Origin of the sequence: Paracoccus pantotrophus (assembly GCF_008824185.1) — a bacterium.
GTDB classification, from domain to species: domain Bacteria; phylum Pseudomonadota; class Alphaproteobacteria; order Rhodobacterales; family Rhodobacteraceae; genus Paracoccus; species Paracoccus pantotrophus.
The window spans coordinates 1984288-2008931 of sequence record NZ_CP044426.1 but is presented as its reverse complement, the minus strand read 5'-3'; the positions used below and the strand labels follow the sequence as shown (position 1 = coordinate 2008931).

Here is a 24644-nt window from a genome sequence, read left to right as displayed (position 1 = left end):
AATATCGGGGAGAAACATGGGCGCTATCGTCGCAAGCCTGTTCGGGCTTCTTTTCGGCACATTGGCCATCGGGGCCTGGATCGGAATCGCCTTGCTGGCCACGGCCATCGGCCTGGCAATGATGTTCACCGGCCTGCCCGTCGACAGGCTGTTTCCGCAATACCTGTTCAACATCCTGACCACGCCCGACCTGGTCGCGTTGCCGCTTTTCATCCTGATGGGCGAGTTCCTGTTTCGCACGCGCCTGTCGGAGACCCTGTTCAGCGGCCTGGCGCCCTGGGCGGGCCTGCTTCCGGGCCGGCTGCTGCATGTCAATGTCGTCGGCTGCTCGATCTTTGCGGCGATCTCGGGCTCCTCGGCCGCGACGACGCAGGTCGTCGGCCGCATGACCCTGAAGGAACTGCTGGCGCGGGGCTATTCGCCCGACCTGGCCATCGGCAGCCTTGCAGGTGCCGGCACGCTGGGATTCCTGATCCCGCCCTCGACGGTGATGATCATGTATGGCGTGCTGGCCAATGAATCGATCCTGCGGCTTTTCACCGCCGGCTTCATTCCGGGCGTCCTGCTTGCCCTGGTCTTTGCCGCCTACATCATGATCCGCGCCAGCGCCAAGCCCGACCTGGTGCCCGAGAACGAACGCGCCTTGCGCCACATGCCCTTCCGCCAGCGTCTTGCCGCCCTGCGGGATCTCGGCCCGGTCATGTTCCTGATCCTCTGCGTGCTGGGCTCGATGTATGGCGGGCTGGCGACCCCTTCCGAGGCCGCGGCGCTGGGCGTGGTCGGGGCGTTCCTCGTGTCGCTGTCGCAGGGCGCGCTGAACCTGCGGGTGCTGCGCGACATCATCCTGGGGACGGTGCAGACCTGCTCGGTCATGGGCATCATCATCCTTGGCGCATCGGTGCTGGGCAATATCACCTCGACCCTTGGCATTCCTGCCGCGGTTGCAAATGTCGTGACCGACTGGAACCTGTCGCCGATGTTGCTGATCGTGGCGCTGATCGTGCTGTATCTGGTGCTGGGGACCGCGCTTGAAGGCTTTTCGATGATCGCGACCACCCTGCCGGTGGTGCTGCCGCTGGTCGAGGCCGCGGGCTTCGACAAGATCTGGTTCGGCATCTTCATGGTGCTGGTGGTCGAGATGGCGCAGATCACGCCGCCGGTAGCCTTCAACTTCGCCGTCATCCAGAACATCACCGCCCGAAGCACGGCCTATATCGCAAGGGTCACCTTCCCCTTCCTGTTGATCATGATCGGCTTTGCGATCATGCTGGCGCTGTTTCCGGGGATCGTCACCTTCCTGCCCGACCTGCTGCTGGGCTGATCCCGTTTGGGCGTGGCGCCCTGGCCTTCTTGTCGGGGCGCCATGCAGGTCAGCTTTGACTGCCCGTTCCGTTGGCGCTATCAGAGGCGCCATGCCACGGCCTAACGCGCAGCTGCATTTCGATCATCAATCGGCGTCCCTCGGGGATGCGCTGTCCAGAGCAAAGAAGAATAATGAACACTGACACTAGGATCGGCCTGATCGGCCTGGGGACGATGGGTGCGGCGCTGGCGCTGAACATCGCCGAGAAGGGCTTTCCCATCGCGGTCTGGAACCGCACCGCCGAAGTGACCCGCCGCTTCCATGCCGAGGCCGGGGCGCTGGCGGAGCGCGTGGTCCCGACCGAAAGCCTGGCCGATCTGGTCGCCGCCATCGCGCCTCCTCGCGCCATCATCCTGATGGTCCCCGCCGGTCAGGCCGTCGACGACCAGATCGCGGCGCTGGCGCCGCTGCTCGGCCCCGAGGATCTGGTGATCGACGCCGGCAACGCCAATTTCCACGACACCAACCGCCGCGCCGCCGCCGGTCTGCCGATGCGCTTCCTGGGCATGGGCGTCTCGGGCGGCGAAGAGGGCGCGCGCCACGGCCCCGCCATCATGGGCGGCGGTGCCCGCGCCGACTGGGACCGCGTCGCCCCGGTCATGCAGGCCATCGCCGCCCGGGCCGAGGACGGCACCCCCTGCGCCACCTGGATGGGCGAGGCCGGCGCCGGCCATTTCGTCAAGACCGTCCACAACGGCATCGAATATGCCGACATGCAGATGATCGCCGAGGTCTACGGGCTGATGCGCGACGGGCTGGGCCTGCCGGCCGCCGCCATCGGCGAGACCTTCGCCGGCTGGAACGGGGGGGCGCTGAAATCCTACCTGGTCGAGATCTCTGCCGCCGTCGCCGGGGCCGCCGATCCGCTGACCGGCGCGCCGATGCTGGACGTGATCCTGGACGCCGCCGGGCAGAAGGGCACCGGGCGCTGGACCGCGATCGAGGCGCAGCACCTCGCCGCGCCGATCCCGGTGATCGAGGCGGCGGTGATGGCGCGCAACGTCTCGGCCCGCCTCGGCGAGCGCAAGGCGGGCGAGGCGCGCTTCGGCGCCGCCCCGCAGGCGCTGGACCTGGCGCTGCCCGAGCTGGAGGCGGCGCTGATCGCCGGCAAGATCCTGTGCTATGCGCAGGGTTTCGCGATGATCGAGGCCGCCGGCCGCGCCTTCGGCTGGCAGCTTGACCTGCCGGGGATCGCGCGGGTCTGGCGGGCGGGCTGCATCATCCGCTCGGCCATGCTGAACGACATGGCCACGGCGCTGGCCGAGGATCCGTCGCGCAACCTGGCGCTGGCGCCCTTCTTCGCCGAGAAGCTCGAGACCGCGATGCCGGCGCTGCGGCAGGTGGTGGCGCAGGGGATCATGGCCGGCCACGCGCTGCCGGCGCTGGCCTCGGGGCTGGGCTGGTTCGACATGATGCGCACCGGCCGCGGCACCGCGAACATGATCCAGGCGCAGCGCGACTTCTTCGGCGCGCATGGCTTCGACCGTCTGGACGGCCAGGACAGCCATCACGGGCCATGGGGCGGAAAGGCGTGAACCGGGCGGCCAGGGCGGTCTTGGCCGCAGGCGGCCAATCCGGCATGGGCAAAGCCGCCTGACCGGGACAGCCCCGCCGCCGAAGCCCTGGCCCCAGATGTTTTCGGGCCAGATGTTTTCGGGGGTGATGATCTGGAACGGCACGATGCGCAGGATCATCGGGGATCGACGTTTCTGCCCCAGCGCCTCGAGCATGGTGCTGATCTGCTCCTGCGAGATCTGCCCGCGCGGATGATACGGGACCGCGGCGATCGGGCCTGCGTTCAGGCCCTTGCGCGCCTCGGAGCCGACATCGCGGCAGACGATGCGGATCTTCCTTTCGCCGTTCGGCCGAACTTTCACGGATCGCGCGCAGCACGCCGGAAATGCCGCCGCGGATCACGTGGCCCCGATGAGGTCCGTCCTGGCATCGCCGGCGCGGGACGTGACGCGCGACCAGATCGTCCAGACGATGGTCGGGCGCGAAATCACCGACACATGCGGCTGTGGGCATCCTGTCGGCGCCGCGCCATCGCGCCCGGAGCGGCGAGGGACAGCATGTCGAACTGGCCCTGGTGGACAGCCGGGTCGCCTGGCGGAGCAACGCGGGCATGAACGGCCTGATTTCGGGCAGGATGCCGCCAAGATGCGGCAATGCGCATCCGAACATCGCGCCAGCCAGGTCTATGCGGTCGCGGATGGCCATGTGATCCTGGCGCAACCCGCGAGATGCGCATCGAGATGACCGGGCCGGAAGGGGTCCGGGTGCCGATGATCGGCAAGCCCCTGAAGCTCCCGCGCACCGCCGTCAGCTATCGGCTGTCGCCGCCGCATCTGGGCGAGCATGACGGGGAAAGCCGCGCGGCCGTGGGCATTCCCGGGGCAGGGTAATACGCAAGGATCGGAATATAAACGATTTCATTCCATGCCCCGCAAGCATGACCAGAAGGGCGCGGTCCTGCCGGGAATTTTTCAAGACGACTGGTCTAATTATTTTGGATTTGAGGAGGACTCCGGTCTAAAAAAGCATATGGAAGAAACAAGGAACGCAGGTCTGCCGCGCAGGCGAGGCCGTCCCCGAAAAGACCAGAGCCGGCCGGATGCACCGCGCATGCTGCTTGTGCGGGCCGGCCTGGCGGTCCTGACGGAAAAGGGGTTCAGCACCGTCAGCATCGATGAGATCCTTTCCTCGGCCGGGGTGCCCAAGGGATCATTCTACCATTACTTCGACAGCAAGGATGCCTTCGGCCTGGCGCTGGTCGATGCCTATGCGGATTTTTTCGCCCGCAAGCTCGATCATTGGCTGGGCGCAGAAAATCGCCCGCCGCTGGAACGGTTGCGCGACTTCTTTGCGGATGCAAAGGCGGGGATGGCGCGTTTCGATTACCGGCGGGGCTGCCTGATCGGCAATCTCGGGCAGGAAATGGGCGTGCTGCCGGCCGCCTTCCGCGAGCGCCTGGCCGCGGTGTTCCGGGATTGGGAAGGACGGACCGCGACCTGTCTTCGGGCGGCGCAGGCGGCAGGCCAGATCGCAAGGGATGCGGATTGCGACCGGCTTGCCAGGTTCTTCTGGATCGGCTGGGAAGGCGCGGTCCTGCGGGCGAAGCTTGAGCGAAGCCCGGCCCCGCTTGACGATTTCGCAGAGGGCTTTCTGGCCATGCTGCGGTCCGGATCCGAAACCTCCAAGGGACAGCCGACATGTTCAAAGCGATACTGATCGAGAAGGATGAGAACGGGCAGCGGGTCTCGCTGTCCGAACTGGACGAAAGCCGGTTGCCCGAGGGCGACGTCACGGTTCGCATCGCCTGCTCGACCCTGAACTACAAGGATGCGCTGGCGATTACCGGCAAGGGGCCGGTGGTCAGAAGGTTTCCCATGGTGCCAGGGATCGATTTCGCCGGTGTCGTCGAACAATCGACCGACCCCTTTTTCCGGCCCGGAGACAAGGTGGTCTTGAATGGCTGGGGCCTGGGCGAGGTGCATTGGGGCGGGTTGTCCGAGCTTGCCCGTGTGAAGGGCGATTGGCTGATCCCCCTGGAGCCCGCGTTCAGCTTTTCCCGGGCAATGAGCATCGGCACCGCGGGATATACCGCGATGCTATGCGTGATGGCGCTGGAGCGCCATGGCGTCAGGCCCGAAAGCGGCGAAGTGCTGGTGACCGGCGCCGTGGGGGGCGTGGGCAGCGTGGCGGTCGCGGTGCTGGCCAAGCTGGGCTACGAGGTGGCCGCCGTGACCGGGCGCGTCGAGGAGAGCGAGTATCTGGCCAGGCTGGGCGCCAAGCGCATCCTGCCCCGGTCCGATTTCAACCAGCAGGGCAAGCCGCTTGCCAGTGAGCAATGGGCGGGTGCGATCGACGTGGTGGGCGGGCATGTGCTGGCCAATGTCTGCGCCTCCATGAAATACCGGGGCGTTGTCGCGGCCTGCGGCCTTGCCGGGGGCATGGCGTTCCCGGCCACGGTCGCCCCCTTCATTCTGCGCGGTGTCACCCTTGCGGGGATCGACAGCGTCATGTGCCCCCTGGACGAGCGGCGCGAGGCCTGGCGGCGGCTGGCTGAGGATCTCGATCCGGCGCTTCTGGATGGCATGACGCAGCATGTCGCAATCGAGGAGGTGATCGGGGTTTCCGAACAGCTGATCGCCGGTGCCATGCGCGGCCGCGTCGTCGTGCCGATCGCCAATCCCTGACATTCCAAGAAAGGAAAGCACATGAGCAACGGTCAACCCGCCATCAGCCGGTTTCCGGTCCCGACAATCGAGGAAATGCCCGAGGATATCCGCGATCGCATTCTGGCGGTGCAGGAAAAGTCCGGCTTCATTCCGAACGTCTTCTTGGCACTGGCACATCGTCCCGACGAATTCCGGGCCTTCTTCGCCTATCATGACGCGCTGATGGACAAGCCCGGCAATCTCAGCAAGGCCGAGCGCGAGATGATCGTCGTGGCGACCAGCAGTCTCAACCAATGCCAGTATTGCGTCGTCGCTCACGGGGCCATCCTGCGCATCCGCGCCAAGAACGCGCTGATCGCCGATCAGGTCGCCGTCAACTATCGCAAGGCCGATATCACCCCGCGCCAGAAGGCGATGCTCGACTTTGCGGTCAGGGTGTCGCAACAGGCCCATGATGTGGGGGAAAGCGATCTGCAGGCCTTGAAGGCACATGGTTTCACCGAGGAGGATGCCTGGGACATCGCGGCCATTTCAGCCTTTTTCGGCATGTCCAACCGTTTGGCCAATGTGACAAGCATGCGTCCCAACGACGAATTCTATGCCCTTGGCCGCTGACTTCAGGCCGGCGGGCAGCTTGCGCTCCGCGTCGGATGCCGCCGATTCGCGCATGAACGATCGGCCGCAGGGTTGATGCGCGCCGCGGGTCGTGCGGTCGCCATCCGGTCCCGAGGAAGCCGTGCCGGCCTTTCGCCCGGCGCGATCCTCGAGGTGACGGCGCGGCTGCCGCGTGGGACCATGCCGCCATGCCCAGGCTGTTGACACCGGCCCGGGTCGATGGATTGCTGCAGCCGCACCATATCGCCTGGGGGGATGCATGACGCGGTTTTCTGCCAATCTGGGCTTTCTCTGGACCGATCTGCCGCTGCCGCAGGCGATCCGCGCCGCCCATCGTGCCGGTTTCGATGCGGTCGAATGCCATTGGCCCCATGACCTGCCTGCCGCCGATCTGGCTGCTGCGCTGGCCGAGACCGGGTTGCCGATGCTGGGCCTGAATACCCGGCGCGGCCGGCCGGGCGAAAACGGGCTTGCCGCGCTGCCGGGGCGCGAGGCCGAGGCGCGGGCCGAGATCGGGCGCAGCGTCGACTATGCCGCTGCCATCGGTTGCGGTGCGGTGCATGTCATGGCGGGCCAGGCCGAGGGGCCGGCCGCCGAGCGCGTCTTTCGCGCCAACCTGGATCATGCCTGCCGGCTGGCGCGGCCGCTTGGCATCACTATCCTGATCGAGCCGCTGAACCGCTACGATGCGCCGGGCTACTTCCTGACCGGCTCGGACCAGGCGGCACGGATCATCGAGGCGGCCGGGCATGACAACCTGCGGCTGATGTTCGACTGCTATCACCTGCAGATCATGGAGGGCGACATCACGCGCCGGCTGCGGGCGCATCGCGACATCCTGGGCCATGTGCAGATCGCCTCGGTCCCGGATCGCGGTCCGCCCGACTCGGGCGAGCTGGACCATCGCCACATTTGCGCGGTTCTGGACGAGCTGGGCTGGACGCGGCCGGTCGGCGCCGAATACCGTCCCGGCGGACCGACCGAGGCCACGCTGGGATGGCTGGACATCTTGCGATCCCCCGGCCGGTCCTAGAACCCGTCACGTCTGGCGGCTGTTTCCGGCTCCGGCCCCTTGTCATGCAGCGTCTGGGGCAGCGGGCGCCGGCCGGGCTTTTTCAGGCCAGCATCCGCGTATCGCCGCAGATCGAGATCGCCTGTCCCGAAATATGGCGTCCGAGCGGCGAGGCAAGATAGATTGCCTGCGCGGCGATGGCCTCGGCGGGCACGTATTCCTTGATCGAGGTATAGCGGAAGGCTTCCGCCTCGACCTCGGCAAAGCTGATATTGCGCTGCTGTGCCTTGGCTTCCAGCACCCGGCGCTGCCGGTCGCCGGCGACGAGCCCGGGCAGAATGGCGTTGACCCGGATGCCGCTCTCGCCCAGTTCGATGGCCAGCGATTTCGTCAGTCCGATGACGCCCCATTTCGCGGCGGCATAAGGGGTGCGCAGCGCGAATCCGACGCGGCCCGCGACCGAGGACAGGTTGATGATCGAGGGATTTCCGCTTACCCGAAGCGCGCCCACCGCGGCGGCGGCGCTCAGGAACTGGCTGGTCAGCACGATGTCCAGCGTCCGCCGCCAATCGGCAGGGTCGATGTCTTCGATCCGGGCGGTCGGCCCGGCGATCCCGGCATTGTTGACCAGGCAGTCCAGCCCGCCCAGATGGGCGATGGCATCGCGGACAAATCCCGTGAGCGCCGCTTCGTCGGCGACATCGATCTGCCGGGCGAAAACCCCTGCGGGCAGCGATGCCAGCGCCGCCGCGTCGATGTCGCAGGTCGCCACCGTCATGCCGGCCTCGGTCATCGCATCGACGATGGCGCGCCCGATGCCGGATGCCCCGGCGGTGACGATGGCGCGCTGGCCTTCGAGTTGATGCGTCATGGTTGGCTTTCCCCCGCATGTGCCAGATGTTCCAGGATGATCTCGGCCGCCGTGGTGATGTCTAGGCGGATCGCCGCCGCCGCCGCCTCGCGGTCGCGCGCTTGCAGCGCCTCGACCAGCTGGCCGTGGGCATCGACGGAATGGCTGGCGCGTTCGATCGCGTTATGTGGCCCCAGATCCAGCGAGATCATCGGCCCGGCCCGCAGCCATGAGATCGCAATCAACTGCCGCAGGCTGGGCGAGCGCGCCTCGTCATAAAGCGTGAAATGCAGGCGGCGGTTCAGGGTCAGCGCCTCGGCCCGGTTGTTGGCGCTGAGTTCACGGCTGAACTGTTCGTGCAATTCGCGGATGCGGTGAATGGCGGATTCGGGGATGCGGTCGGTTGCCAGCCGCGCGGCCTCGCATTCCAGCAGCACGCGCGTGCGGACCAGGTCGCGCAGATCCTCGGGCGCCATGGCCGGCACGATCACTGCCTTGTTGCGCTGAATCGCCAGCGCGCCCTGTGCGATCAGCCGTCCGATCGCCTCGCGAACCGGCATGGTCGAAACGCCCAGATGTTCGCCCAATTCGCGGATCGAGGTGCGGCTGCTGGGCTTCAGCGTGCCGTCCAGCAGCATTTCCGCAATGGCATCATAGACTTGCCCGGTCAGGGACACGGTTTTCAATGGGCGGGGCGGGCTGCTTAGTTCGGTCATTGACAAAGGGCCGCTTTCGATTCCAGTATGATCTGTGATCACACTGATGGGGCGAAAAGTCAAGCCTGTGCAGGCAATCACCCCGCGGTTTCATGGGAGGAGAAGACATGATCAGAACGATTGGCCGGCGACAGCTGCTCAAGACCGGAACGGCGGCGGGGCTTGTGACGCTGGCCGCGCCGGGGCTTTTGCGCGCGCAAAGCGACCCGGTGGTCCTGGGCCATCTGACCCCGCGCACGGGTTTCCTGGGCCCGATGGGCGAATATGCGGTGATGGCCGTGGATCTTGCGGTCGAGGAGATCAACGCCAAGGGCGGCATCAACGGCCGTCCGCTGACCGTGGTGAAGGAGGATTCCGTCAACCCCCAGACCGCCACCACCAAGGCCGAGCGCATGGTCGAGCGCGGCGATCTGGCGATGATCATCGGCGAGATCTCTTCGGCCTCGGCGCTGTCCATCGCGCAGGTGACGGCGCGGGCGAACAAGCTGTTCATCAACACCGGCGCCAATTCGGACACGCTGCGCGGCAGCGACTGCAAGCGCACCATGTTCCATACCGAGGCGCAGAACGTCATGTATGTGAACGCCGAGGGCCAGTATTTCCTTCAGAACGACATGGTGAAGGACAAGAAATGGTTCATCCTCAGCTCCGACTACGCTTTCGGGCACGACCTGCGCCACGGTGCGCTTGGCTTTCTTGAACGGAACGGCGGGCAGGCGGTCGGCGACGAGCTGATCCCGACCGATGCGACCGATTTCTCGTCGCATCTGCTGAACATCCGCAATGTCCAGCCCGACCTGATCGTCGTGAACCTGGCCGGCACTTCGGGGGCCAGCTTCATGAAACAATATGGCGAGTTCGGCCTGGACATCCCGCTGGGCGGCTTCGACTATAACAGCAGCATCGCATGGGCGACCGGGCCGCAGGATTTCAAGGGCACTTGGCCCTGCATCTGGACCCACCAGGTGCAGACCGATGCCTCGCAGGCCTTTGCGCAGGCCTTCCAGGCGAAATATGGCAAGCCCGCGGAAAACCAGGCCTATTCCGACTATATCGCCGTGCGCATCGCTGCCGAGGCGATCGCGAAGACCGGCGGCACCGACACTGCGGCGCTGATCGAGTTTCTGGAAGACCCGGCGACCGAGTTCGACATCCTCAAGGATCGCAAGGGCCGCTTCGACACCGCGACGCACCAGCTTTTGCAAGAGGTCTATGCCGTCACCGCCCTCGATCCGTCCGAGGCGCAGAACGAATGGGACATCTTCACCACCTCGGGCGCGCTGCCCGGCGCGGAGGTGCCGCTGGATGAGCTGATCAAGGGCGCGGTCGGCGGCGACTGCACCTTCTGATCCCGGAAAAACCCGCAAGGGCAGGGCGCGTCCGGGCGACGCGCCCGATCATCTCGCATGATAACGGGGATGCTTCATGACATTGGTCTTTCTTTCGCAGCTTCTGAACGGGTTGCTTGACGGCTTCTATTACATGCTGATCGCGCTGGGGCTGTCGCTGATCTTTTCGCTTGGGGGGATCGTCAACCTTGCGCATGGAGCGTTCTTCACGCTTGGCGCCTATCTGGCGCTGGTGCTGACGCCGCATATCGGTTTCTTCGGCGCGCTGATCGTCGGCCCGCTGATCGCGGCGGGCGTCGCGATGGTGGTCGAGCGCACGCTGTTCGCCCGTTTCTACCGCGAGGATCCGCTTTATTCGCTGCTGCTGACCTTTGCGCTTTCGATGATCATCGAACAGAGCCTGCGCTGGTATTTCGGCGCCTCGCCACGCGCCTATTCCATGCCCAATGAACTGCGCGGGCAGGTCTTCATGGGCGATTTCGTCTATTCGCGCTATCGCTTCTTCCTGATCGGCATCGCCATCGCGACGGTGGCGGCGGTCTGGGTGCTGCTGAACAGGACCGCCTTCGGGCGCATCGTGCGGGCGGGCATCCAGAACCCCGACATCCTCGGCACGCTGGGGATTTCGCTGCGGCCCTATCTGTCGGCGGTGGTGGCCATCGCCATTGCCATCGCGGCGCTCGCGGGCGTGCTGATGGCGCCCCTGCAGCCCGTCCACCCGATGATGGGGGTCGAGGTCGGGACGGCCGCCTTCGTCGTCGTGGTGATCGGGGGGCTGGGCTCGTTCTGGGGCGTGGTCGTGGCCGCGCTGCTGGTCGGGCTGGTCAAGGGGCTGATGATCGGCATCGGCTATACGCAATATTCGATGCTGGCCATCTACCTGCTGATGTTCGTCGTGCTGTTCCTGCGGCCGCGCGGGCTGCTGGGCGAACGCATCACCCGCTTTGAATAGGTTTCAGATGACTTCCCAAAAATTCCTGGCGGTGAAGAACCTGCTGATCGTGGCGCTGGCGCTGGTGGTGCTGCCGGTCCTGCTGAGCCGGATCGGGCTGGGTGCCAATTCCGCGGTCGAGGTGGTGATCTTCGCGCTGGCCGCAATGGGGCTCAACGTGCTGGTGGGCTATACCGGCCTGGTGTCCTTCGGACATGGCATCTGGTTCGGGACGGCGGCCTATGTCGCGGGTCTGACCGCGCGGTCGCTGGGCAATGCCAGCATGGCGGTTGCGCTGATCGTCGCGGTGGCCGCGACGGCGCTGGTCGCGGCGCTTGTCGGCTTTCTGGTGCTGCGGCGGCGCGGGGTCTATTTCTCGCTGATGACGCTGGCGCTTTCGGCGATGGGCTTTCAACTGGCCTTTCGCTGGACCGACGTGACCGGGGGCGAGAACGGCCTCGGCGGGATCGAGCGCCCGGCGCTGCTGGACAACAACCTCAATTTCTACGTCTTCGTGGCCCTGCTGGGTTTTGCGGTGATCGTGCTGCTTCAGCGGGTGCTGCAATCGCCCTTCGGCTCGGTCCTGGAGGCGATCCGCGAAAACGATGGCCGCGCGCAGGCGCTTGGCTACGATGTGCGCCGCTACAAGCTGAAAGCCTTCGTCCTCTCGGCCGTGATCACCGGGTTGGCCGGGGCGCTTCTGCTTTACAAGAACCGCATGACCTCGGCCGAGCCGATGTCGATCATCTTCTCGGGCGAGCTGCTGGCCATGGTCGTGATCGGCGGAATGCGCGGCTATCTGGGGCCGGCGCTCGGCGCGCTGTTCTATATCCTCTTCCGCGAATACCTGTCGATGTATACCGAGAACTGGCTGCTCTGGTTCGGCCTGATCTTCCTGGGCTTCGTGATCTTCGCGCGGCAGGGCATGATCGGCATCGGCGCGCAGTTCCGCCGCCGCTTCTTTCCCGAGCCCGAGATCGGGGCGGCCATGGCCGACCGAAGGACCGGCGACTATCCCTTGCCCCGTGCCATCGCCGGGCGCGATGGCGGCGGCGGCGACGTGCTGGTGGCGGAAGGAATCTCCAAGAATTTTCGCGCGATCAAGGCGGTCGACGATGTCTCGCTGCGGGTCAGGGACCGCACGCTTCACGCCCTGCTTGGTCCCAACGGTGCCGGCAAGACCACGGCGTTCAACCTGATGTCGGGGATCGTTCCGACCAGTGCGGGCCGGGTCTCGTTGCTGGGGCAGGACATTTCGGGACAGTCGGCGGACCGCATATCGAACCTCGGGCTGGGACGATCCTTCCAGATCACCAACCTCTTCCCCGAGCTGACCGTGCGCGAGAATATCCGCCTGGCCGTTCAGGCCCGAGATCCCAGCCGCAACTCCATGCTGCGCTCGACCGCCAGCGTTGCGCAGGTCCATGAAAAGGTCGAGGAGATGATCAACTGGGTCGGTCTGGCCGGAATGGAGAATGCCCGCGCCGGTTCGCTGTCCTATGGCGGGCAGCGGCTGCTGGACCTGGGCCTGGCGCTGGCGACCGAGCCGCGCATCCTGCTGGCGGACGAACCCCTTGCCGGTCTTTCGGTGGCCGAGCGCGAGCGGGTGGGCCTGCTGATCAAGGACGTCTCGAAAAGCTTGCCGGTGCTGCTGGTCGAGCATGACATCGACCGCGTGTTCGAGCTTGCCGACCACGTCACCGTCATGGCCGACGGCAAGGTGCTGGTCGATGGCACGGTGGACGATGCCCGCAACTCGCGCGAGGTGCGCGACATCTATATCGGCTCGGGCACCAGCGCGGTCGCCGCCTCGGCGCGGCAGGGGCAATTCTCGGCGGAACGGATCCTCAGGCTCGACAAGGTGAACCTGCATTACGGCAAGAGCCATATCCTGCAGGATGTCAGCTTCGATCTGCACAAGGGCGAGATCCTGGCGCTGCTGGGCCGCAACGGCGCGGGGAAATCCTCGGTGCTGAAGGCGGTTACGGGGATCGTGGCGCCGTCCTCGGGCTCGGTGGGGCTGATGGAGCACGAGCTTGCGGGCCTGTCCAGCGCCCGGATCGCGCGGCTCGGCATCGGCTATGTGCCGCAGGGCCGGGGGCTTTTCGCCGGAATGACCGTGCGCGAGAACCTGGAACTGGGCCGCATCCGCCGCCAGACGGGCGAGGGCACGCATTGGTCGCTGGAGGAAATCCTGGAATATTTCCCGCGCCTGCGCGAGCGCCTGGATACGCCCGCCGACAGCATGTCGGGCGGCGAGCAGCAGATGGCCGCGGTGGCCCGCGCGCTGTCGGGCGACATCCGCGTCCTGCTGCTGGACGAGCCCTTCGAGGGGTTGGCCCCGGCGGTGGTCGAGCAGCTGTTCCGTACCTTCGACAAGCTGCGCGACCGGCTGTCGATCGTGATCGTGGACCATAACCTCGACCTGGCGCTGGCGCTGTCGGACCGCACCATCGTGCTGGAGCGCGGTCGCGTGCTGCATGAAATCGAATCCCGCCGCATCGCCGAGGATATCGAGCTGCGGCGCGAAATGCTGTGGATGTAGGGGGGGCGCATGTCTCATATCGCCATCGTCGGCGCGGGCCTGATCGGCCGCGCCTGGGCTTTCGTCTTTGCCCGCGCCGGGTTCGAGGTCCGGGTCTGGGACCACGACCCGCAGGTGCTGGCGCGGCTGGACGGCGATATCGCCGCCATGATCGCGCAGACCGCGCCCTTCGGGCAGGCGGGCGCGGATCCCGCTGCCACCGCCGCGCGCATCCGCGCCGTGCCGGACCTGGCCGAGGCGCTGGAGGGGGCCGAACTGGTACAGGAAAGCGGCCCCGAGGTTCTGGCCGTCAAGCGCGAGCTTTTCGCACGGCTGGACGGGCTGGCGGCCCCCGAGGTGATCCTCGCCTCCAGTTCCTCGGCCCTCATGGCCTCGGCCTTCGCCGAGGGCCTGCCGGGGGCGTCGCGCTGCCTCGTCGGCCATCCGGTCAACCCGCCGCATCTGGTCCCGGTGGTCGAGATCGCCCCCGCCCCCTTCACCGACCCGGCTGTCACCGCCCGCGCCCGCGCCATCTATGCCCGTGCCGGCCAGGTGCCCGTGGTGCTGAAGCGCGAGATCGACGGCTTCATCCTGAACCGCCTGCAAGCGGTGGTGCTGGCCGAAAGCCTGCGCCTGATCGAACAGGGCTATGTCGATGCGCAGGGCCTGGACGACACGATCCGCCACGGGCTTGGTCGCCGCTGGGCCTTCATGGGCCCGATGGAGACGATCAATCTCAACGCGCCCGGCGGAGCGGGGGACTATCTGAGCCGCTACGGGCAGATGATGGCCGACCTGGCGAAAACCGCCGCCCGCGCCGAGGCCTTCACGCCCGAGGCCGCCGCAATCCTTGGCGCGGCCTTCCCGGACGCCGCGACCCCGCAGGCCATCCGCGCCCGCCAGGACTGGCGCGACGGCCGCCTAGCCGCCCTGGCCCGCCATCTGGCCGACCAGTCCCAACGATAAGACCCTCAGGAGCAAGCCATGAGCCTTCAAGGCAAAGTCATCATCACCTGCGCCGTGACCGGGGCAATCCACACCCCGTCCATGTCGCCCTATCTGCCGGTCTCGGCCTCCGAGATCGCGGAGGCGGCCATCGGCGCGGCCGAGGCGGGCGCGGCGGTCGTCCATCTGCACGCCCGAGCCGAGGGCGACGGCCGCCCCGACCAGAGCGTCGAGGCCTTCAACCCCATTCTTGGCGTCATCAGGCAGGCAACCGATGCCGTGCTGAACATCACCACCGGCGGTGCGCCGACCATGAGCATCGCCGAGCGTATCCAGCCCGCGCAGCATTATCGCCCCGAACTCGCCTCGCTGAACATGGGTACGATGAATTTCGGCCTGTTTCCCATGCTCGGCCGCTATCAATCCCAGCTGAAGCACCAGTGGGAGCGGGATTACCTGGGCAACAAGGACATCATTTTCCGCAACACCTTCGGTGATGTGGAACATGTGATGACCACGCTTGGCGCGAACGGCACCCGCTTCGAGTTCGAGTGCTACGACACCTCGCATCTCTACAACCTCAAGCATTTCCACGATCGCGGGCTGGTCAGCGGGCCGCTGTTCATCCAGACCGTGTTCGGGCTGATGGGCGGCATCGGCGCGCATCCCGACGACGTGCTGCACATGAAGCGCACCGCCGACCGGCTGTTTGGCGAGGATTACCGCTGGTCGGTGCTCGGCGCCGGGCGCAACCAGCTCAACATCGCCGCCATGTCGGCCTCGATGGGCGGGCATATCCGCGTCGGGTTGGAGGACAATCTCTGGGCGGGCAAGGGCCGCCTTGCGGAAACCAATGCCCAGCAGGTCCGCGCCGCGCGGCAGATCGTCGAGGGGCTGGGCCTTGAGGTCGCAACGCCCGCCGAAGCGCGCGAATTTCTGGCGCTGAAGGGCGGCGATCAGGTCAATTTCTAGGGGAAATCATGGCAATCACCGATCTGGAACCCGGTCGCGCCGCCGCCGCCCGCACTGGGGACACCTGCCGCCTCCGCGACAGGGTCGAGGCGACCGCCTGGTGGCGGGACCATGGCAGGGCAATCCGTGACGGGATGTTGCGGGCCGCCAAAGACATCGCCAACCGGCATGTGCGGATGACCGACCGCGACGGCCTGTATCCGGCGCACGGGCTCACTTACGGCGCGCCGTTCCTTGGCCCGCACTCCCATGTCGCAGGCGGCGACAGGGCCATCGGGACCGATCACGCCCTGTCGACGCCAGCGCGCCCTTGCTTGCGCCGGCGCATGATCGAGGGCCTTGCCGGTCATGCCGAACAGGCCCAAATCCGCGTCCGCCGCCATGCCGGCGACGCCATCCGCTACGGAAAGGCTGCCCGATGAACCCGATGCCCGATTTCTCGCTGAACGGCCGTGTCGCGCTGGTCACGGGCGCGGGCCGAGGCATCGGCCGCGCCATCGCCGAGGTCTATGCGCAGGCCGGCGCCGAGGTCATCCTCTGCGCCCGCAGCGCGGCCGAGATTTCCGATGCGGCCGAGGCGCTGGTGGCGCAGGGCCTCAAGGCCCGCGCCATCCCCTGCGACGTGACCGACGTGGGCGCTTTCCGTGCCTTGGCCGAGGGGCTGGGGCGGCTGGACATCTTTGTCAACAACGCGGGCACCAACCGCCCGCGCCCGCTGGTCGAGGTCACGGAAGAGGATTTCGATGCCATCGCGGGCCTCAACCTGCGCGCGGCCTTCTTTGCGCTGCAAAGCGTGGCGCGGCGGATGCGCGATCTGGGGCGGGGCGGGTCGATCATCAACATGTCGTCGCAGATGGGGCATATCGGCGCGGCGGACCGTTCCGTCTATTGCGCGACGAAATGGGGAATCGAGGGGCTGACAAAGGCCAGCGCCATCGAGCTTGCGCCCTTCGGCATCCGCGTGAACACGATCTGCCCGACCTTCATCGAAACGCCGCTGACGCGACCCTATTTCGAAAACCCGGCCTTTCGCGACCATTGCCTGCGCATGATCAAGCTGGGCCGCCTGGGTCAGGTGGGCGACATCACGGGTGCCGCGCTCTATCTGGCGTCCGACGCCTCTGCCCTGATGACCGGCAGCGCGATGATGCTGGACGGAGGCTGGACCGCCGAATGAGGCCGCATTGAACCGTTCCCCCTATCGGGAATTGGCCCGGAACGGTGCGGGCCGCGGTGCGAATCCGGGCCAGCCGGGGCCGGCTGGGCGACATCTTGGGCCGCTGCTGTTCGCCCGTCGCGGACATGGCGCCCGCGCCCCGGATTTCGGCCTCGCGCATGAAAAAACCCCGAGGCATCGCCGCGGGGTCCGTTCATCGATGGGGAGTCTCAGAGGCCGCGGGCGACATGCTCGATATCGCCGCGGGTCAGGCCGATATCGGTCAGTTCGCGATCCGTCAGCCGGCTCAACTCGCGGCGGGTGATGCGGGCATCGTTCCAGGCGGCGATCCGTGCGGTCAGGCGTGCAAAGACTTGACCCAGGCTACCGGCGGCATGGTTATGGCTCAGTTCGACAGCGGACATCTTGGCACCTTTTTCATCTTGCCCATCCAGCGGGCATGTTTCGGACAAGGCGGATATAGTCCGGGCACAGCGCGGGCAGTAGTCGCGATCCCGGCAAAGCAGCCATGCATTCTGCGCCGCAGCATGACGGCCGGCAGGCGCCTCGTGCCGTCCGGCGGGCGGCTTGGGATGGCGCGCGGATCCGGGTTATCCGCCTCGGGCCGCTGCGCGAGGCTTCTGCCTGGTGTTCGAGAGGGCGCGGAAATAGGTGGCTGCGCCTATTGCCGCCGTGCGCGACAGGCTGATCGCCTGCTCGGGGCTGACGGGGCGGAATGCCACCGCATCCCGCGGCCGCAGCTGGACAAAGGAATCGAGGTCGCAATCCAGCACTGTCGCGATCTTTGGATAGCCGCCCGTGGTCTGGTGATCGGCCAGCAGAACCGTGGCCACGCCGTCGCCCGCAATCTGGACCGATCCCCTGACGATGGGTTCGGATGGCATGTCCAAGGCGGCATGGGGGGCAATGGAAGGCCCCGCCAGCCGGACCCCCATGCGGTCCCATGCATCGGTCATGCGCCAGGTGCCGGAAAGGAAGGCCGAGATCGCTTCTGCACTGAAGAAACGCTGCTGCGGCCCCATGGTGACGCGCAGCTCTCTGCGGGGCCGGGCGGCGACCGGGCATGGGATGCTGCCCTCGCGCTCTTCCCGCCGCGCGGCATCGGCGATCACCAGGCGCGCGCCGGTCGCCAGGCGACCGCCGCCGAAGCCCGAAATCGCATGGGTGGACGCGCTGCCGAGCCAGCGCGGCGATCGGAGCAGCCCGGCAAAGGCCAGATAGCACCAGCTTCCCCATGGCCCCGGACGAACGGTCAGCCTTTCCCCGGCCCGCAAGGTCGCGACGGTCCATGAGCTGCGCCTGGTGCCGGCATGCTCGACGATGAAACCACCGCCCGCGACCGCGAAGCTGACCGTGCCCGAAAGGCATTCCAGCGCCAGCCCGCCCAGCGAGATCTCGATGCCGGGGGCGCCGGCCGGGTTGCCAAGCGCGATATTCGCCGCGGCGAACGAGCGGCGATCCATCGCGCCCGAGCCCGGCACGCCATAGCGCATCAGCCCCGGCCGTCCGCCGTCCTGCACCGACACATGCGGCCCGGCGAAACCGACCGAAAGAACCGTCCCGCTCATTTCCCGACCTCTGCATCGTATTCGGCACGGCCGATCCGGCGAAACCGCACCCGGTCGCCGATGTCGAACAGGAACGGCCGCTCGGGGTCGTCGGTCAGGATGCGGGTGGGGGATCGGCCGATATTCCACCAGCCGGTCGGCATGGTGATGGTCGAAACGAGGCATTGCGGGCCCGCGATCAGGACGCTGCCCGCCGCGACGCCCCGCAGCGCGGTGGGCTTGCGGGGCATGCGGATCGCCTCCGGCACGCCGGCGAGATAAGCATATCCCGGCGCAAAGCCGTACATGAAGACCTCGTATTGCCCGGCCAGATGTGCGGCGATCACGGCCTCTTGCGACAGGCCGGCGGCCTGGGCCACCGCCGCGAGATCGGGAGAAAGACCGTCGTCATAGCAGACCAGAACCTCGCGCAAGCCTGGCCTTTCCCCGGCCGGCGCGGCCTGCTGGCATAATTGCCGGGCCTTGCTTTCGGCCATGGCGTGATCGCAGACCAGGGGGTCGAACCGGATCAGAATCCCGGCATAGGCCGGAACCGCCTCGAGAAAACCGTCAAAGGGCGCCGCAGCTAGGGCCCGGTCCAGTTGAAGCACCCGGGCGTGGATGCCAGGGTCGATCCTGTCGCCGAACTCCACCAGGATGCCATGCTCGGCCACGGGGCTGAAAACCGGAAAGCAGCGGCCAGGGCTGGCGGCAGCGCCCATGTCACGCCCGGCCTTCGACCTGCAGGAAGGGTGCGACGGCGATTCCCGCCGCGCCCAGCCGCGCCCGGATGGCTTGCGCCATGGAAACCGCGCCCGCGGTATCGCCGTGAACGCAGACCGATTGCGCGGCCAGCGGGATCGGCGCGCCTTGGATCGCCGGCATCAGCCCGGTCTCCAGAAAGCGGATCAGGCGGTCCGCGACCTCTTCGACATCATGCAGCACCGCGCCGGGCTGTGACCGGGGAACCAGCCTGCCGTTGGGCAGATAGGCGCGGTCGGCAAAGATCTCGGAGAATACCTCGGCTCCTGCCGCGCGCGCCGCCAGCTCCAGATCGGTCCCCGAGATCGCCAGCACCGCCAGATTTCCCGGCAAGGCCGATACCGCGGCGACGATGGCATCCGCGACGGTGCGATCATCCGCGGCAAGATTGCCAAGCGCCCCATGCGGCTTGACATAGCGCACCCGCGCCCCCGCCAGCGCGGCGATGCCCTGCAAGGCGCCGACCTGCGCCGCGACCATCCGCCCGATCCGGGCGGGCGGCATGGGGATCACCCGGCGCCCGAACTCCTCGCGGTCGGCATAGCCCGGATGCGCGCCGATGACGACGCCGCGTTCCGCCGCCTGCCGCAGGGTGGCGAACATCGTTTCGGGGTCGCCGGCATGGCCGCCGCAGGCGATATTGGCCGAGGTGACGACATCGAGCATCGCGGCATCGTCCCCCATCGTCCAGGGCCCGAAGCCTTCGCCAAGGTCAGAGTTCAGGTCAATCTTCATTCCGTCCTCCCGCATGCGGCCGCCCGGCCTGTCGACCGGGCGCGCCAGCGGCGCAACCCGTCGTTCCCGGCCAAGGTGGCGAGCATCTCGAAGCCCAGATGGAACACGCCTTCGCCCTTTCGTCCAGAGGCCGGCTGCGGTGGCGAAGCCTCATGTCCTCTGCGTCAGGACCATCGGTGCGGTGATTGCGGCAGGCATGCCGCAGGAAAACGCCGACGCAAGAACACCGCGGCACCGGGGAATCCCCGCCTGGCCTTGCTCCGGATAACGTCTTCCCCGCAAGGCATGTTCCTCAACGCGCATCAAGGTCGCGCCAAATCCTCAGCAGCGCCGCTTCGAAGGTGGCGCTGTTGTAACTGGCATTGACCACCTCGCTTGCATGGCGGCGAATGGCATCAAGGCGTGCCGGCGCAGTGGCATATTCAGCCACCGTGGCTTCCAGAGCATGCACCAGACCCAGGGTATCATCCTCGGTCACGGGAATGCCGGTTTCGGGGGTAAAATATTCCCGCCCGCCAAGCCCCGTGTAGCCCACGACGATGCAGCCCGCCGCCATTGCCTCGGCGGCAGGAAAGCCGATTGATTCCATGCGCAGCAGCGAGATGAAAAACTGGCTGCGTTGCAAGTAATCCGACACGTCCAGGCGCGGCATGTTGTCGATTTCTTCGATCCGGTATCCCTTTAATCGACCTCGACGCTCCAGCACGTCAACGATCTGCCGTGCCTCTGCCGACCGTTTGCGCGGCATATAGGTGATCAACCGCTCTTTTTTCTCGCGAAAGGGGAAATCCTCGGGCTTCATGGAGACCGGAAGATGATAGCCGGTTTCGATATTCAGAAGGTCGAACTGATCAAGGCAGATTTTCGACACGCCCAGGAACCACTCCGCGCGCTCGCGGATGTCGAGCCCTTTCTCCATGGCTTCTGCATGGGCCTCCTGGAAGGCGAAGGGGTTTTGTACGAATACGCCCAGACGGGAACCTGGGAAAGCCGTCATCGCGGCCGTGATCATGAATTCCGGTATGACCAGAATATCGTCTGCGCCGGGCCGCAATGGCTCCAGAGGCCCGCCGCGAAACCTTTGGCCCAGAAGCATGAACGGCGACATGAGCCGGGCCCGTTTTCCGTCGAGCCCCAGTCTTTGCCGGGCGATATAATAGTCGTAGGTATAATAGCGCGGCGGCTTGTCCGGATGATCAAGATAGCCGGCGGCCGGGCTGTTGTGCAGAATGGCGGCGTCATAGCCCGCCCGGCACAGCGCAGCCACTGTATCATAGATGACGGCGATCCCCCCCGATGCCGTTTGGGTGTCGGGACAAAGGAAGAGATAGCGACGTACCATGGCACCCGGGAAGCTGATTTCCAGAAAACATGTTGAAGAAAGCAACGCGAGTCAATGGAGCACCGGTGAGGGCGGCCGGTTTTCCCGGCCCGGCTTGGTACAGTGATACCGCCGACAGGGATCGCAGACCCGCTTGCGCGCTGGCGAACCGCACCCTGGCGCTGGAATGCATGGTCATCGGACAGGCGGCCGGCGCGGATTGTCATCACCCCCTTTTCACCCGCATGCCGTGTCGGTATCTTTGGGATTGGCAAGCGTAATTTGCTTTCGCAAACTGGAAATGCTGCATGCTGATGTCCGACAAGGCGCCGTATATCCCGTCAATCGCGCTGTTGACCTTTGTCCTTGAAGAGCATCATTGCGTGATTCTCGAGGATTGGATCGCCTTTTTTGACCATCCGATCGCCGAGCTGGTTGTGCATTTTGGTGGGGATCCCGGCATTGCGGCCCGCGTTCGGCAGTTATGCGAGGCGCATGGCATTCGCCTGCATGACATGGGCATGACGACGCCACAAGAAACCACCGAGGCGGAACAGCAGCTTCTGGCAGAGCAGTTCGATGCGGTCACGGCCGATCTTGGATGCGTGGTGCGCCTGGATACCATCCCATATCGCGCCGGGCAGAAGGCCTGGCAGGATGCCGCCCTTGGCTTGATGAAAGAGACGGGGGCCTGCTTCATCACCGGCAGCACATTACCTTATCGCGCAGACCGGCCCACGACCAGGCCGGGGTTCATGTTGACGCAAAGCATCAGCAACTGTTTTCTGATCATCCGGCCTGAAATATGGAAGATGCTTCAGGCCGGAACCAAGGAGTCCGAATCTAAATACGGAAGGTTCCTGGTCGAAGGCGCTGCCGAGGATTATGTGGCGGAAAACGATCTATGGGGATTGCGCCTTGTCAATCGTGACGACATTCGTGTCTTTCATTGTCAGGAATGGGGGTTGCGATTGCTGCGCGTCCGCGATTCCTTTCGGAAAGGACATGGGATTTCTTCGTTCCTGAAGGGATACCAGGACGATTACCTTTACGAAAATGCACGATATTACATGCAGCGCCGGGAATCGGCGCTACGACGGGCCCGCATTTTCCTGGGCTATTGGCGCCGAAGGCTTTTCAGCGGTTCGTGAGGCGCTGGGCCGTGGTGCTTTGGCGGCCGATCAGCGCCAGCGCATATCCAGCATGATCCGGTTTTCGTCATACATCGGAACCGTTGAGCTTCGATGCTGGCCCGCAAGCAGCAGGGTGAGTTTCGGCGTCAGCCCGAACTCGATGCCCAGCGTGCGAATATCGTCCCGCCGCGGCGTTCCGAAAAGGGTGGAGCCCTCTTCCCGCTGCCAGCCGATGCCGAAGGTCACGGGCCGCTTCCTGATCGGGCGGGTCAGCGACAGCCCCGCCCGGTAGCGGATGGCGTTATGGCCGTCGACCCTTTCGCCGGCGGAAAGCCGAAGCCCGACCGCGCCGATCCCGGAAAGGGCGCTATCGAGCGACAGATCCGCAAAGGCCTGGCGATAATCCTTGCGCCAGGTCTGCCGCAGGCCCAGGGACAGCTCGTGCAGACCGCCCGCCATCTCGAAAAGCCCGCTGCCGCGCAGGCCGGTCCAGGCCAGGTGGCTGTTGGACAGATCCGTCCGGCCAAAGGCGTAGCCGCCGCACAGATCGACAAAGCGCCATTCGCCCAGGTGCTGCGCCACGCAGGCCCCCAGCCCCAGATCCTGGCGCGAAAGGTCATGCCGCGGCGAATAGACCGCCGTCGCCTGACCGGCCAGCCGCAGCACGCGGCCCGGAGCCAGCCGGTACCGGGCGTTGCCAGAGGCGGCAAGGCCCAGGACCAGTCCGCCGCGGGCGCGGCTTTCCGGGCTGACCGTCAGGTCGATCCCGCCGACGGTCAGGGTTTCGCCGGGAATGCCGCCGTTGATATTGTCATCCCATCGCAGCAACGGCCGGGCCGTGAGATGTCGCGACAGCAGGGCCGGTGCCGGGCGCCCGTCGCGCAGCATCCCTTCCTGGTGCAGCAACCGTGCCAGCAGCGGCGCCTGCCCGGCGGGACGGTCGCGCATCAGCGCAAAGGCCGCCAGCCGGGGGGAACCGGACAGCAGGGCTGCCTCGGTCCGGTCGGGCTGCTGCGCCCAGGCCGGCAACGCCAGGCAGGGCAACAGGCAGGCTGCCAAGGCCCAGGTTCGCCAGCCAGCCTTTCGCGATGCGCGCGGCATTCGGCGGGTCAGCGTTCAGCGACGAAGCCGCTGTCGCCAAAGACCGTGCCGGTGGCGCCGTCATATTCGACCGTGCCGGTGATGTTTCCCCGGACGACCTCGGCATTGCTGCCCCGGAACGTCCCATCCAGGACAAGGTCAAGGCCGATGTCGCCTCGGTCGCCACCGCCAAGGGTGCCCGCCGCCCGGCCCGACATGCCGCTGCCGCTGATGCTGCCGCCGGTGATCGGCAGGCTACCGGTCAGGGTGGGCCCGTCCTCGACGCCGACCTCGTGGATTTGCCCGGAAACGCTGCTGTTGGCGAAATTCGCATTGAGGGCGATCTTGCCGATCGCGGCCTCGTATCCGGGATCGCCGACATCGACCGAGCCGCCGGTCATGTTCATTTCCACGAAGGCATAGCCGTCATAGGTCGCGCTGCCGGTCGTCGGCATGGCGCCGGTGCCCGTCTGTGCAAGGCTTTCGGTGCGTTCCACCATCTCCATCATCGGCCCGTCATGGTCAAGGAAGGTCTGGCCGTCGGCTGTGCCGCCACCACCCCCACCGCCGCCGCCGCCGCCGCTGCCCCCGCCGGGTGCGCCGGCGCTTCCGGACCCGCTGCCGCCGCCGCAGCCCGCCAGCGCAAGGGTGATTGACGTGACCAGGACGCCGCTGAAGATTTTGGCCATCTGCATGAAACCCTCCATGAAAATCTGGAACTACGGGCGCAAGGCCCAGTGCCGATTACAGGGCCGGGCACGGGGCCTGTCTTCACCCGTTTGGGTGAAAGGCGGCGCGAAATGCCTTGTCCGCCGCCGCCGCGACGGGCAGGGGCGCCAGCAGCATCAATACGGCCCTGGCCGCTCGGGAAAAGCTGGTGCGGGATATCGGCGCGACCTTCGGGCCGGGTCTCGGCTCGGCCCTGCGGCTTTCCGGGGGCCGAAGCTGCGTGCAGCGGCCGGGGACAAGGGCTGACCGGGCCGGGGCCCTGCGAGGATCGCGCATCCCGTGATGGGGCAGGGGGAAGACAGGGCGGGGGCAAGGCTCTGCGCCCGGTGCCGGGTCACGGGCCGATGCACCCGAAGCCGTGCGCAGCGCCGGGCATTGACCCTGCTTGGCGGTGCGTTAGCGGGATCGACCCCTGGCGAGGGTGCGGCAGGGCGGGCCTTCGGCCTCAAGGCTGCCGCATGGGCAGGCGTGATCGCCGGGGGAATGGCTGGCGTGATACCAGGCCAGCGCCAGCAGCGCCACCGATCCGGTCAGGCAATAGGTGGCGATGATCCACAGCAGCCCCCCGCCCACCAGCCAGACCAGCCCTGCGGCCGCCAGGGCCGTCAGAATCGCAAGGATGACGATCCCGGTCGGAAAGCCGCCCTCGTGAATGATTTCGTATCGGCAGAGAGGATCCTGCAAGCACTTTTCCATGGCGCG

Annotated in this window: 26 protein-coding genes; 16 read left to right on the top strand and 10 right to left on the bottom strand. The window is 66.5% G+C overall.

What is annotated here, in order from left to right; genetic code table 11:
- The first annotated feature begins 16 nt into the window (after nucleotides 1-16).
- The 8 genes from ESD82_RS20425 to ESD82_RS20395 all read left to right on the top strand — a co-directional run bounded on the left by ESD82_RS20425 (nucleotide 17) and on the right by ESD82_RS20395 (nucleotide 7192).
- The gene (locus tag ESD82_RS20425) at nucleotides 17-1321 is read left to right on the top strand and encodes a TRAP transporter large permease (RefSeq protein ID WP_123130179.1); all 1305 of its coding nucleotides are present in this window, start codon (nucleotides 17-19) and stop codon (nucleotides 1319-1321) included.
- Nucleotides 1322-1494: 173 nt separating this feature from the next.
- Entirely contained in the window at nucleotides 1495-2898 is a 1404-nt protein-coding gene (gene gndA / locus ESD82_RS20420) for an NADP-dependent phosphogluconate dehydrogenase (protein WP_024844164.1), read from the top strand.
- A gap of 485 nt (nucleotides 2899-3383) precedes the next feature.
- Nucleotides 3384-3587, top strand: coding sequence for a CoA transferase (locus ESD82_RS20415; RefSeq protein WP_024844163.1), 204 nt, complete (start codon nucleotides 3384-3386; stop codon nucleotides 3585-3587).
- A gap of 31 nt (nucleotides 3588-3618) precedes the next feature.
- Nucleotides 3619-3768: a hypothetical protein gene (locus tag ESD82_RS21930; protein WP_155984345.1), complete on the top strand. Its 150-nt coding sequence runs from the start codon at nucleotides 3619-3621 to the stop codon at nucleotides 3766-3768.
- A 34-nt stretch (nucleotides 3769-3802) separates the two neighbouring features.
- On the top strand, nucleotides 3803-4594 hold the full coding sequence (gene acuR / locus ESD82_RS20410; RefSeq protein ID WP_231486684.1) for an acrylate utilization transcriptional regulator AcuR: 792 nt from the start codon (nucleotides 3803-3805) through the stop codon (nucleotides 4592-4594).
- Complete coding sequence (gene acuI, locus ESD82_RS20405; protein WP_074990559.1) at nucleotides 4576-5562, top strand: acrylyl-CoA reductase (NADPH); 987 nt, start codon at nucleotides 4576-4578, stop codon at nucleotides 5560-5562. The genes acuR and acuI overlap by 19 nt, the downstream gene beginning before the upstream one ends.
- Nucleotides 5563-5583: 21 nt before the next feature.
- Nucleotides 5584-6159, top strand: coding sequence for a peroxidase-related enzyme (locus tag ESD82_RS20400; RefSeq protein WP_024844160.1), 576 nt, complete (start codon nucleotides 5584-5586; stop codon nucleotides 6157-6159).
- 259 nt (nucleotides 6160-6418) lie between these two features.
- On the top strand, nucleotides 6419-7192 hold the full coding sequence (locus ESD82_RS20395) for a hydroxypyruvate isomerase family protein (protein ID WP_024844159.1): 774 nt from the start codon (nucleotides 6419-6421) through the stop codon (nucleotides 7190-7192).
- Nucleotides 7193-7274: 82 nt separating this feature from the next.
- Here the strand turns inward: ESD82_RS20395 and ESD82_RS20390 are convergent, their stop codons facing one another.
- A complete protein-coding gene (locus tag ESD82_RS20390) occupies nucleotides 7275-8042 on the bottom strand; it encodes an SDR family oxidoreductase (RefSeq protein ID WP_024844158.1) in 768 nt (255 codons plus the stop codon).
- On the bottom strand, nucleotides 8039-8698 hold the full coding sequence (locus ESD82_RS20385) for a GntR family transcriptional regulator (RefSeq protein WP_231486682.1): 660 nt from the start codon (nucleotides 8696-8698) through the stop codon (nucleotides 8039-8041). Before ESD82_RS20385 ends, ESD82_RS20390 begins: the two co-directional genes overlap by 4 nt.
- Before the next feature lie 146 nt (nucleotides 8699-8844).
- On the opposite strand from ESD82_RS20385, the gene ESD82_RS20380 reads away from it, so the two are divergent.
- The 7 genes from ESD82_RS20380 (at nucleotide 8845) to ESD82_RS20350 (ending at nucleotide 16635) form a co-directional block, all read left to right on the top strand.
- On the top strand, nucleotides 8845-10086 hold the full coding sequence (locus ESD82_RS20380; RefSeq protein WP_024844156.1) for an ABC transporter substrate-binding protein: 1242 nt from the start codon (nucleotides 8845-8847) through the stop codon (nucleotides 10084-10086).
- Nucleotides 10087-10162: 76 nt separating this feature from the next.
- Nucleotides 10163-11038, top strand: coding sequence for a branched-chain amino acid ABC transporter permease (locus ESD82_RS20375; RefSeq protein ID WP_024844155.1), 876 nt, complete (start codon nucleotides 10163-10165; stop codon nucleotides 11036-11038).
- 7 nt (nucleotides 11039-11045) lie between these two features.
- Nucleotides 11046-13562, top strand: a complete 2517-nt coding sequence (locus ESD82_RS20370) for a branched-chain amino acid ABC transporter ATP-binding protein/permease (protein WP_024844154.1) — start codon at nucleotides 11046-11048, stop codon at nucleotides 13560-13562.
- 9 nt (nucleotides 13563-13571) lie between these two features.
- Nucleotides 13572-14507 (top strand): 3-hydroxyacyl-CoA dehydrogenase, encoded by a 936-nt coding sequence (locus tag ESD82_RS20365; RefSeq protein WP_147427499.1) that lies wholly within the window; start codon nucleotides 13572-13574, stop codon nucleotides 14505-14507.
- Nucleotides 14508-14525: 18 nt separating this feature from the next.
- Nucleotides 14526-15458 carry a BKACE family enzyme gene (locus ESD82_RS20360; RefSeq protein ID WP_024844152.1) on the top strand — a complete coding sequence of 311 codons (933 nt, stop codon included), beginning with the start codon at nucleotides 14526-14528 and terminating at the stop codon, nucleotides 15456-15458.
- An 8-nt stretch (nucleotides 15459-15466) separates the two neighbouring features.
- On the top strand, nucleotides 15467-15880 hold the full coding sequence (locus ESD82_RS20355; protein ID WP_147427500.1) for a hypothetical protein: 414 nt from the start codon (nucleotides 15467-15469) through the stop codon (nucleotides 15878-15880).
- The gene (locus tag ESD82_RS20350) at nucleotides 15877-16635 is read left to right on the top strand and encodes an SDR family NAD(P)-dependent oxidoreductase (protein WP_024844150.1); all 759 of its coding nucleotides are present in this window, start codon (nucleotides 15877-15879) and stop codon (nucleotides 16633-16635) included. The genes ESD82_RS20355 and ESD82_RS20350 overlap by 4 nt, the downstream gene beginning before the upstream one ends.
- 209 nt (nucleotides 16636-16844) lie before the next feature.
- On the opposite strand, the gene ESD82_RS20345 is transcribed toward ESD82_RS20350, so the two are convergent.
- The 5 genes from ESD82_RS20345 to ESD82_RS20325 all read right to left on the bottom strand — a co-directional run bounded on the left by ESD82_RS20345 (nucleotide 16845) and on the right by ESD82_RS20325 (nucleotide 21021).
- Complete coding sequence (locus tag ESD82_RS20345) at nucleotides 16845-17039, bottom strand: DUF1127 domain-containing protein (RefSeq protein WP_024844149.1); 195 nt, start codon at nucleotides 17037-17039, stop codon at nucleotides 16845-16847.
- A 186-nt stretch (nucleotides 17040-17225) separates the two neighbouring features.
- Nucleotides 17226-18203: a 5-oxoprolinase subunit C family protein gene (locus ESD82_RS20340; protein WP_024844148.1), complete on the bottom strand. Its 978-nt coding sequence runs from the start codon at nucleotides 18201-18203 to the stop codon at nucleotides 17226-17228.
- A complete protein-coding gene (locus ESD82_RS20335) occupies nucleotides 18200-18904 on the bottom strand; it encodes a 5-oxoprolinase subunit B family protein (RefSeq protein WP_051419559.1) in 705 nt (234 codons plus the stop codon). The genes ESD82_RS20340 and ESD82_RS20335 overlap by 4 nt, the downstream gene beginning before the upstream one ends.
- Nucleotide 18905: 1 nt before the next feature.
- Entirely contained in the window at nucleotides 18906-19679 is a 774-nt protein-coding gene (locus ESD82_RS20330) for a LamB/YcsF family protein (protein WP_024844146.1), read from the bottom strand.
- Nucleotides 19680-19971: 292 nt separating this feature from the next.
- A complete protein-coding gene (locus tag ESD82_RS20325) occupies nucleotides 19972-21021 on the bottom strand; it encodes a glycosyltransferase (RefSeq protein ID WP_024844145.1) in 1050 nt (349 codons plus the stop codon).
- Nucleotides 21022-21308: 287 nt separating this feature from the next.
- Here ESD82_RS20325 and ESD82_RS20320 point away from each other — a divergent pair, with 287 nt between their 5' ends.
- Entirely contained in the window at nucleotides 21309-22151 is an 843-nt protein-coding gene (locus ESD82_RS20320) for a hypothetical protein (protein WP_024844144.1), read from the top strand.
- Nucleotides 22152-22181: 30 nt separating this feature from the next.
- Here ESD82_RS20320 and ESD82_RS20315 read toward each other — a convergent pair whose 3' ends face one another.
- The 3 genes from ESD82_RS20315 to ESD82_RS20300 form a co-directional block, all read right to left on the bottom strand.
- Nucleotides 22182-23192: a hypothetical protein gene (locus ESD82_RS20315; protein ID WP_143091246.1), complete on the bottom strand. Its 1011-nt coding sequence runs from the start codon at nucleotides 23190-23192 to the stop codon at nucleotides 22182-22184.
- Between the two features lie 50 nt (nucleotides 23193-23242).
- Nucleotides 23243-23908, bottom strand: a complete 666-nt coding sequence (locus tag ESD82_RS20310; RefSeq protein ID WP_177209324.1) for a transferrin-binding protein-like solute binding protein — start codon at nucleotides 23906-23908, stop codon at nucleotides 23243-23245.
- A gap of 430 nt (nucleotides 23909-24338) precedes the next feature.
- Nucleotides 24339-24638: a hypothetical protein gene (locus ESD82_RS20300; RefSeq protein WP_024844141.1), complete on the bottom strand. Its 300-nt coding sequence runs from the start codon at nucleotides 24636-24638 to the stop codon at nucleotides 24339-24341.
- Nucleotides 24639-24644 lie beyond the last annotated feature (6 nt).

Excerpts from the sequence above, each read along its gene's own strand:
- ESD82_RS20425 (WP_123130179.1), top strand. The coding sequence starts at position 17 with ATGGGCGCTATCGTCGCAAGCCTGTTCGGGCTTCTTTTCGGCACATTG.
- gndA (WP_024844164.1), top strand. The coding sequence starts at position 1,495 with ATGAACACTGACACTAGGATCGGCCTGATCGGCCTGGGGACGATGGGT.
- ESD82_RS21930 (WP_155984345.1), top strand. The coding sequence starts at position 3,619 with ATGACCGGGCCGGAAGGGGTCCGGGTGCCGATGATCGGCAAGCCCCTG.
- acuR (WP_231486684.1), top strand. The coding sequence starts at position 3,803 with ATGCCCCGCAAGCATGACCAGAAGGGCGCGGTCCTGCCGGGAATTTTT.
- acuI (WP_074990559.1), top strand. The coding sequence starts at position 4,576 with ATGTTCAAAGCGATACTGATCGAGAAGGATGAGAACGGGCAGCGGGTC.
- ESD82_RS20400 (WP_024844160.1), top strand. The coding sequence starts at position 5,584 with ATGAGCAACGGTCAACCCGCCATCAGCCGGTTTCCGGTCCCGACAATC.
- ESD82_RS20395 (WP_024844159.1), top strand. The coding sequence starts at position 6,419 with ATGACGCGGTTTTCTGCCAATCTGGGCTTTCTCTGGACCGATCTGCCG.
- ESD82_RS20390 (WP_024844158.1), bottom strand. The coding sequence starts at position 8,042 with ATGACGCATCAACTCGAAGGCCAGCGCGCCATCGTCACCGCCGGGGCA.
- ESD82_RS20380 (WP_024844156.1), top strand. The coding sequence starts at position 8,845 with ATGATCAGAACGATTGGCCGGCGACAGCTGCTCAAGACCGGAACGGCG.
- ESD82_RS20375 (WP_024844155.1), top strand. The coding sequence starts at position 10,163 with ATGACATTGGTCTTTCTTTCGCAGCTTCTGAACGGGTTGCTTGACGGC.
- ESD82_RS20370 (WP_024844154.1), top strand. The coding sequence starts at position 11,046 with ATGACTTCCCAAAAATTCCTGGCGGTGAAGAACCTGCTGATCGTGGCG.
- ESD82_RS20365 (WP_147427499.1), top strand. The coding sequence starts at position 13,572 with ATGTCTCATATCGCCATCGTCGGCGCGGGCCTGATCGGCCGCGCCTGG.
- ESD82_RS20360 (WP_024844152.1), top strand. The coding sequence starts at position 14,526 with ATGAGCCTTCAAGGCAAAGTCATCATCACCTGCGCCGTGACCGGGGCA.
- ESD82_RS20355 (WP_147427500.1), top strand. The coding sequence starts at position 15,467 with ATGGCAATCACCGATCTGGAACCCGGTCGCGCCGCCGCCGCCCGCACT.
- ESD82_RS20350 (WP_024844150.1), top strand. The coding sequence starts at position 15,877 with ATGAACCCGATGCCCGATTTCTCGCTGAACGGCCGTGTCGCGCTGGTC.
- ESD82_RS20345 (WP_024844149.1), bottom strand. The coding sequence starts at position 17,039 with ATGTCCGCTGTCGAACTGAGCCATAACCATGCCGCCGGTAGCCTGGGT.
- ESD82_RS20340 (WP_024844148.1), bottom strand. The coding sequence starts at position 18,203 with ATGAGCGGGACGGTTCTTTCGGTCGGTTTCGCCGGGCCGCATGTGTCG.
- ESD82_RS20335 (WP_051419559.1), bottom strand. The coding sequence starts at position 18,904 with ATGGGCGCTGCCGCCAGCCCTGGCCGCTGCTTTCCGGTTTTCAGCCCC.
- ESD82_RS20330 (WP_024844146.1), bottom strand. The coding sequence starts at position 19,679 with ATGAAGATTGACCTGAACTCTGACCTTGGCGAAGGCTTCGGGCCCTGG.
- ESD82_RS20325 (WP_024844145.1), bottom strand. The coding sequence starts at position 21,021 with ATGGTACGTCGCTATCTCTTCCTTTGTCCCGACACCCAAACGGCATCG.
- ESD82_RS20320 (WP_024844144.1), top strand. The coding sequence starts at position 21,309 with ATGCTGATGTCCGACAAGGCGCCGTATATCCCGTCAATCGCGCTGTTG.
- ESD82_RS20310 (WP_177209324.1), bottom strand. The coding sequence starts at position 23,908 with ATGCAGATGGCCAAAATCTTCAGCGGCGTCCTGGTCACGTCAATCACC.
- ESD82_RS20300 (WP_024844141.1), bottom strand. The coding sequence starts at position 24,638 with ATGGAAAAGTGCTTGCAGGATCCTCTCTGCCGATACGAAATCATTCAC.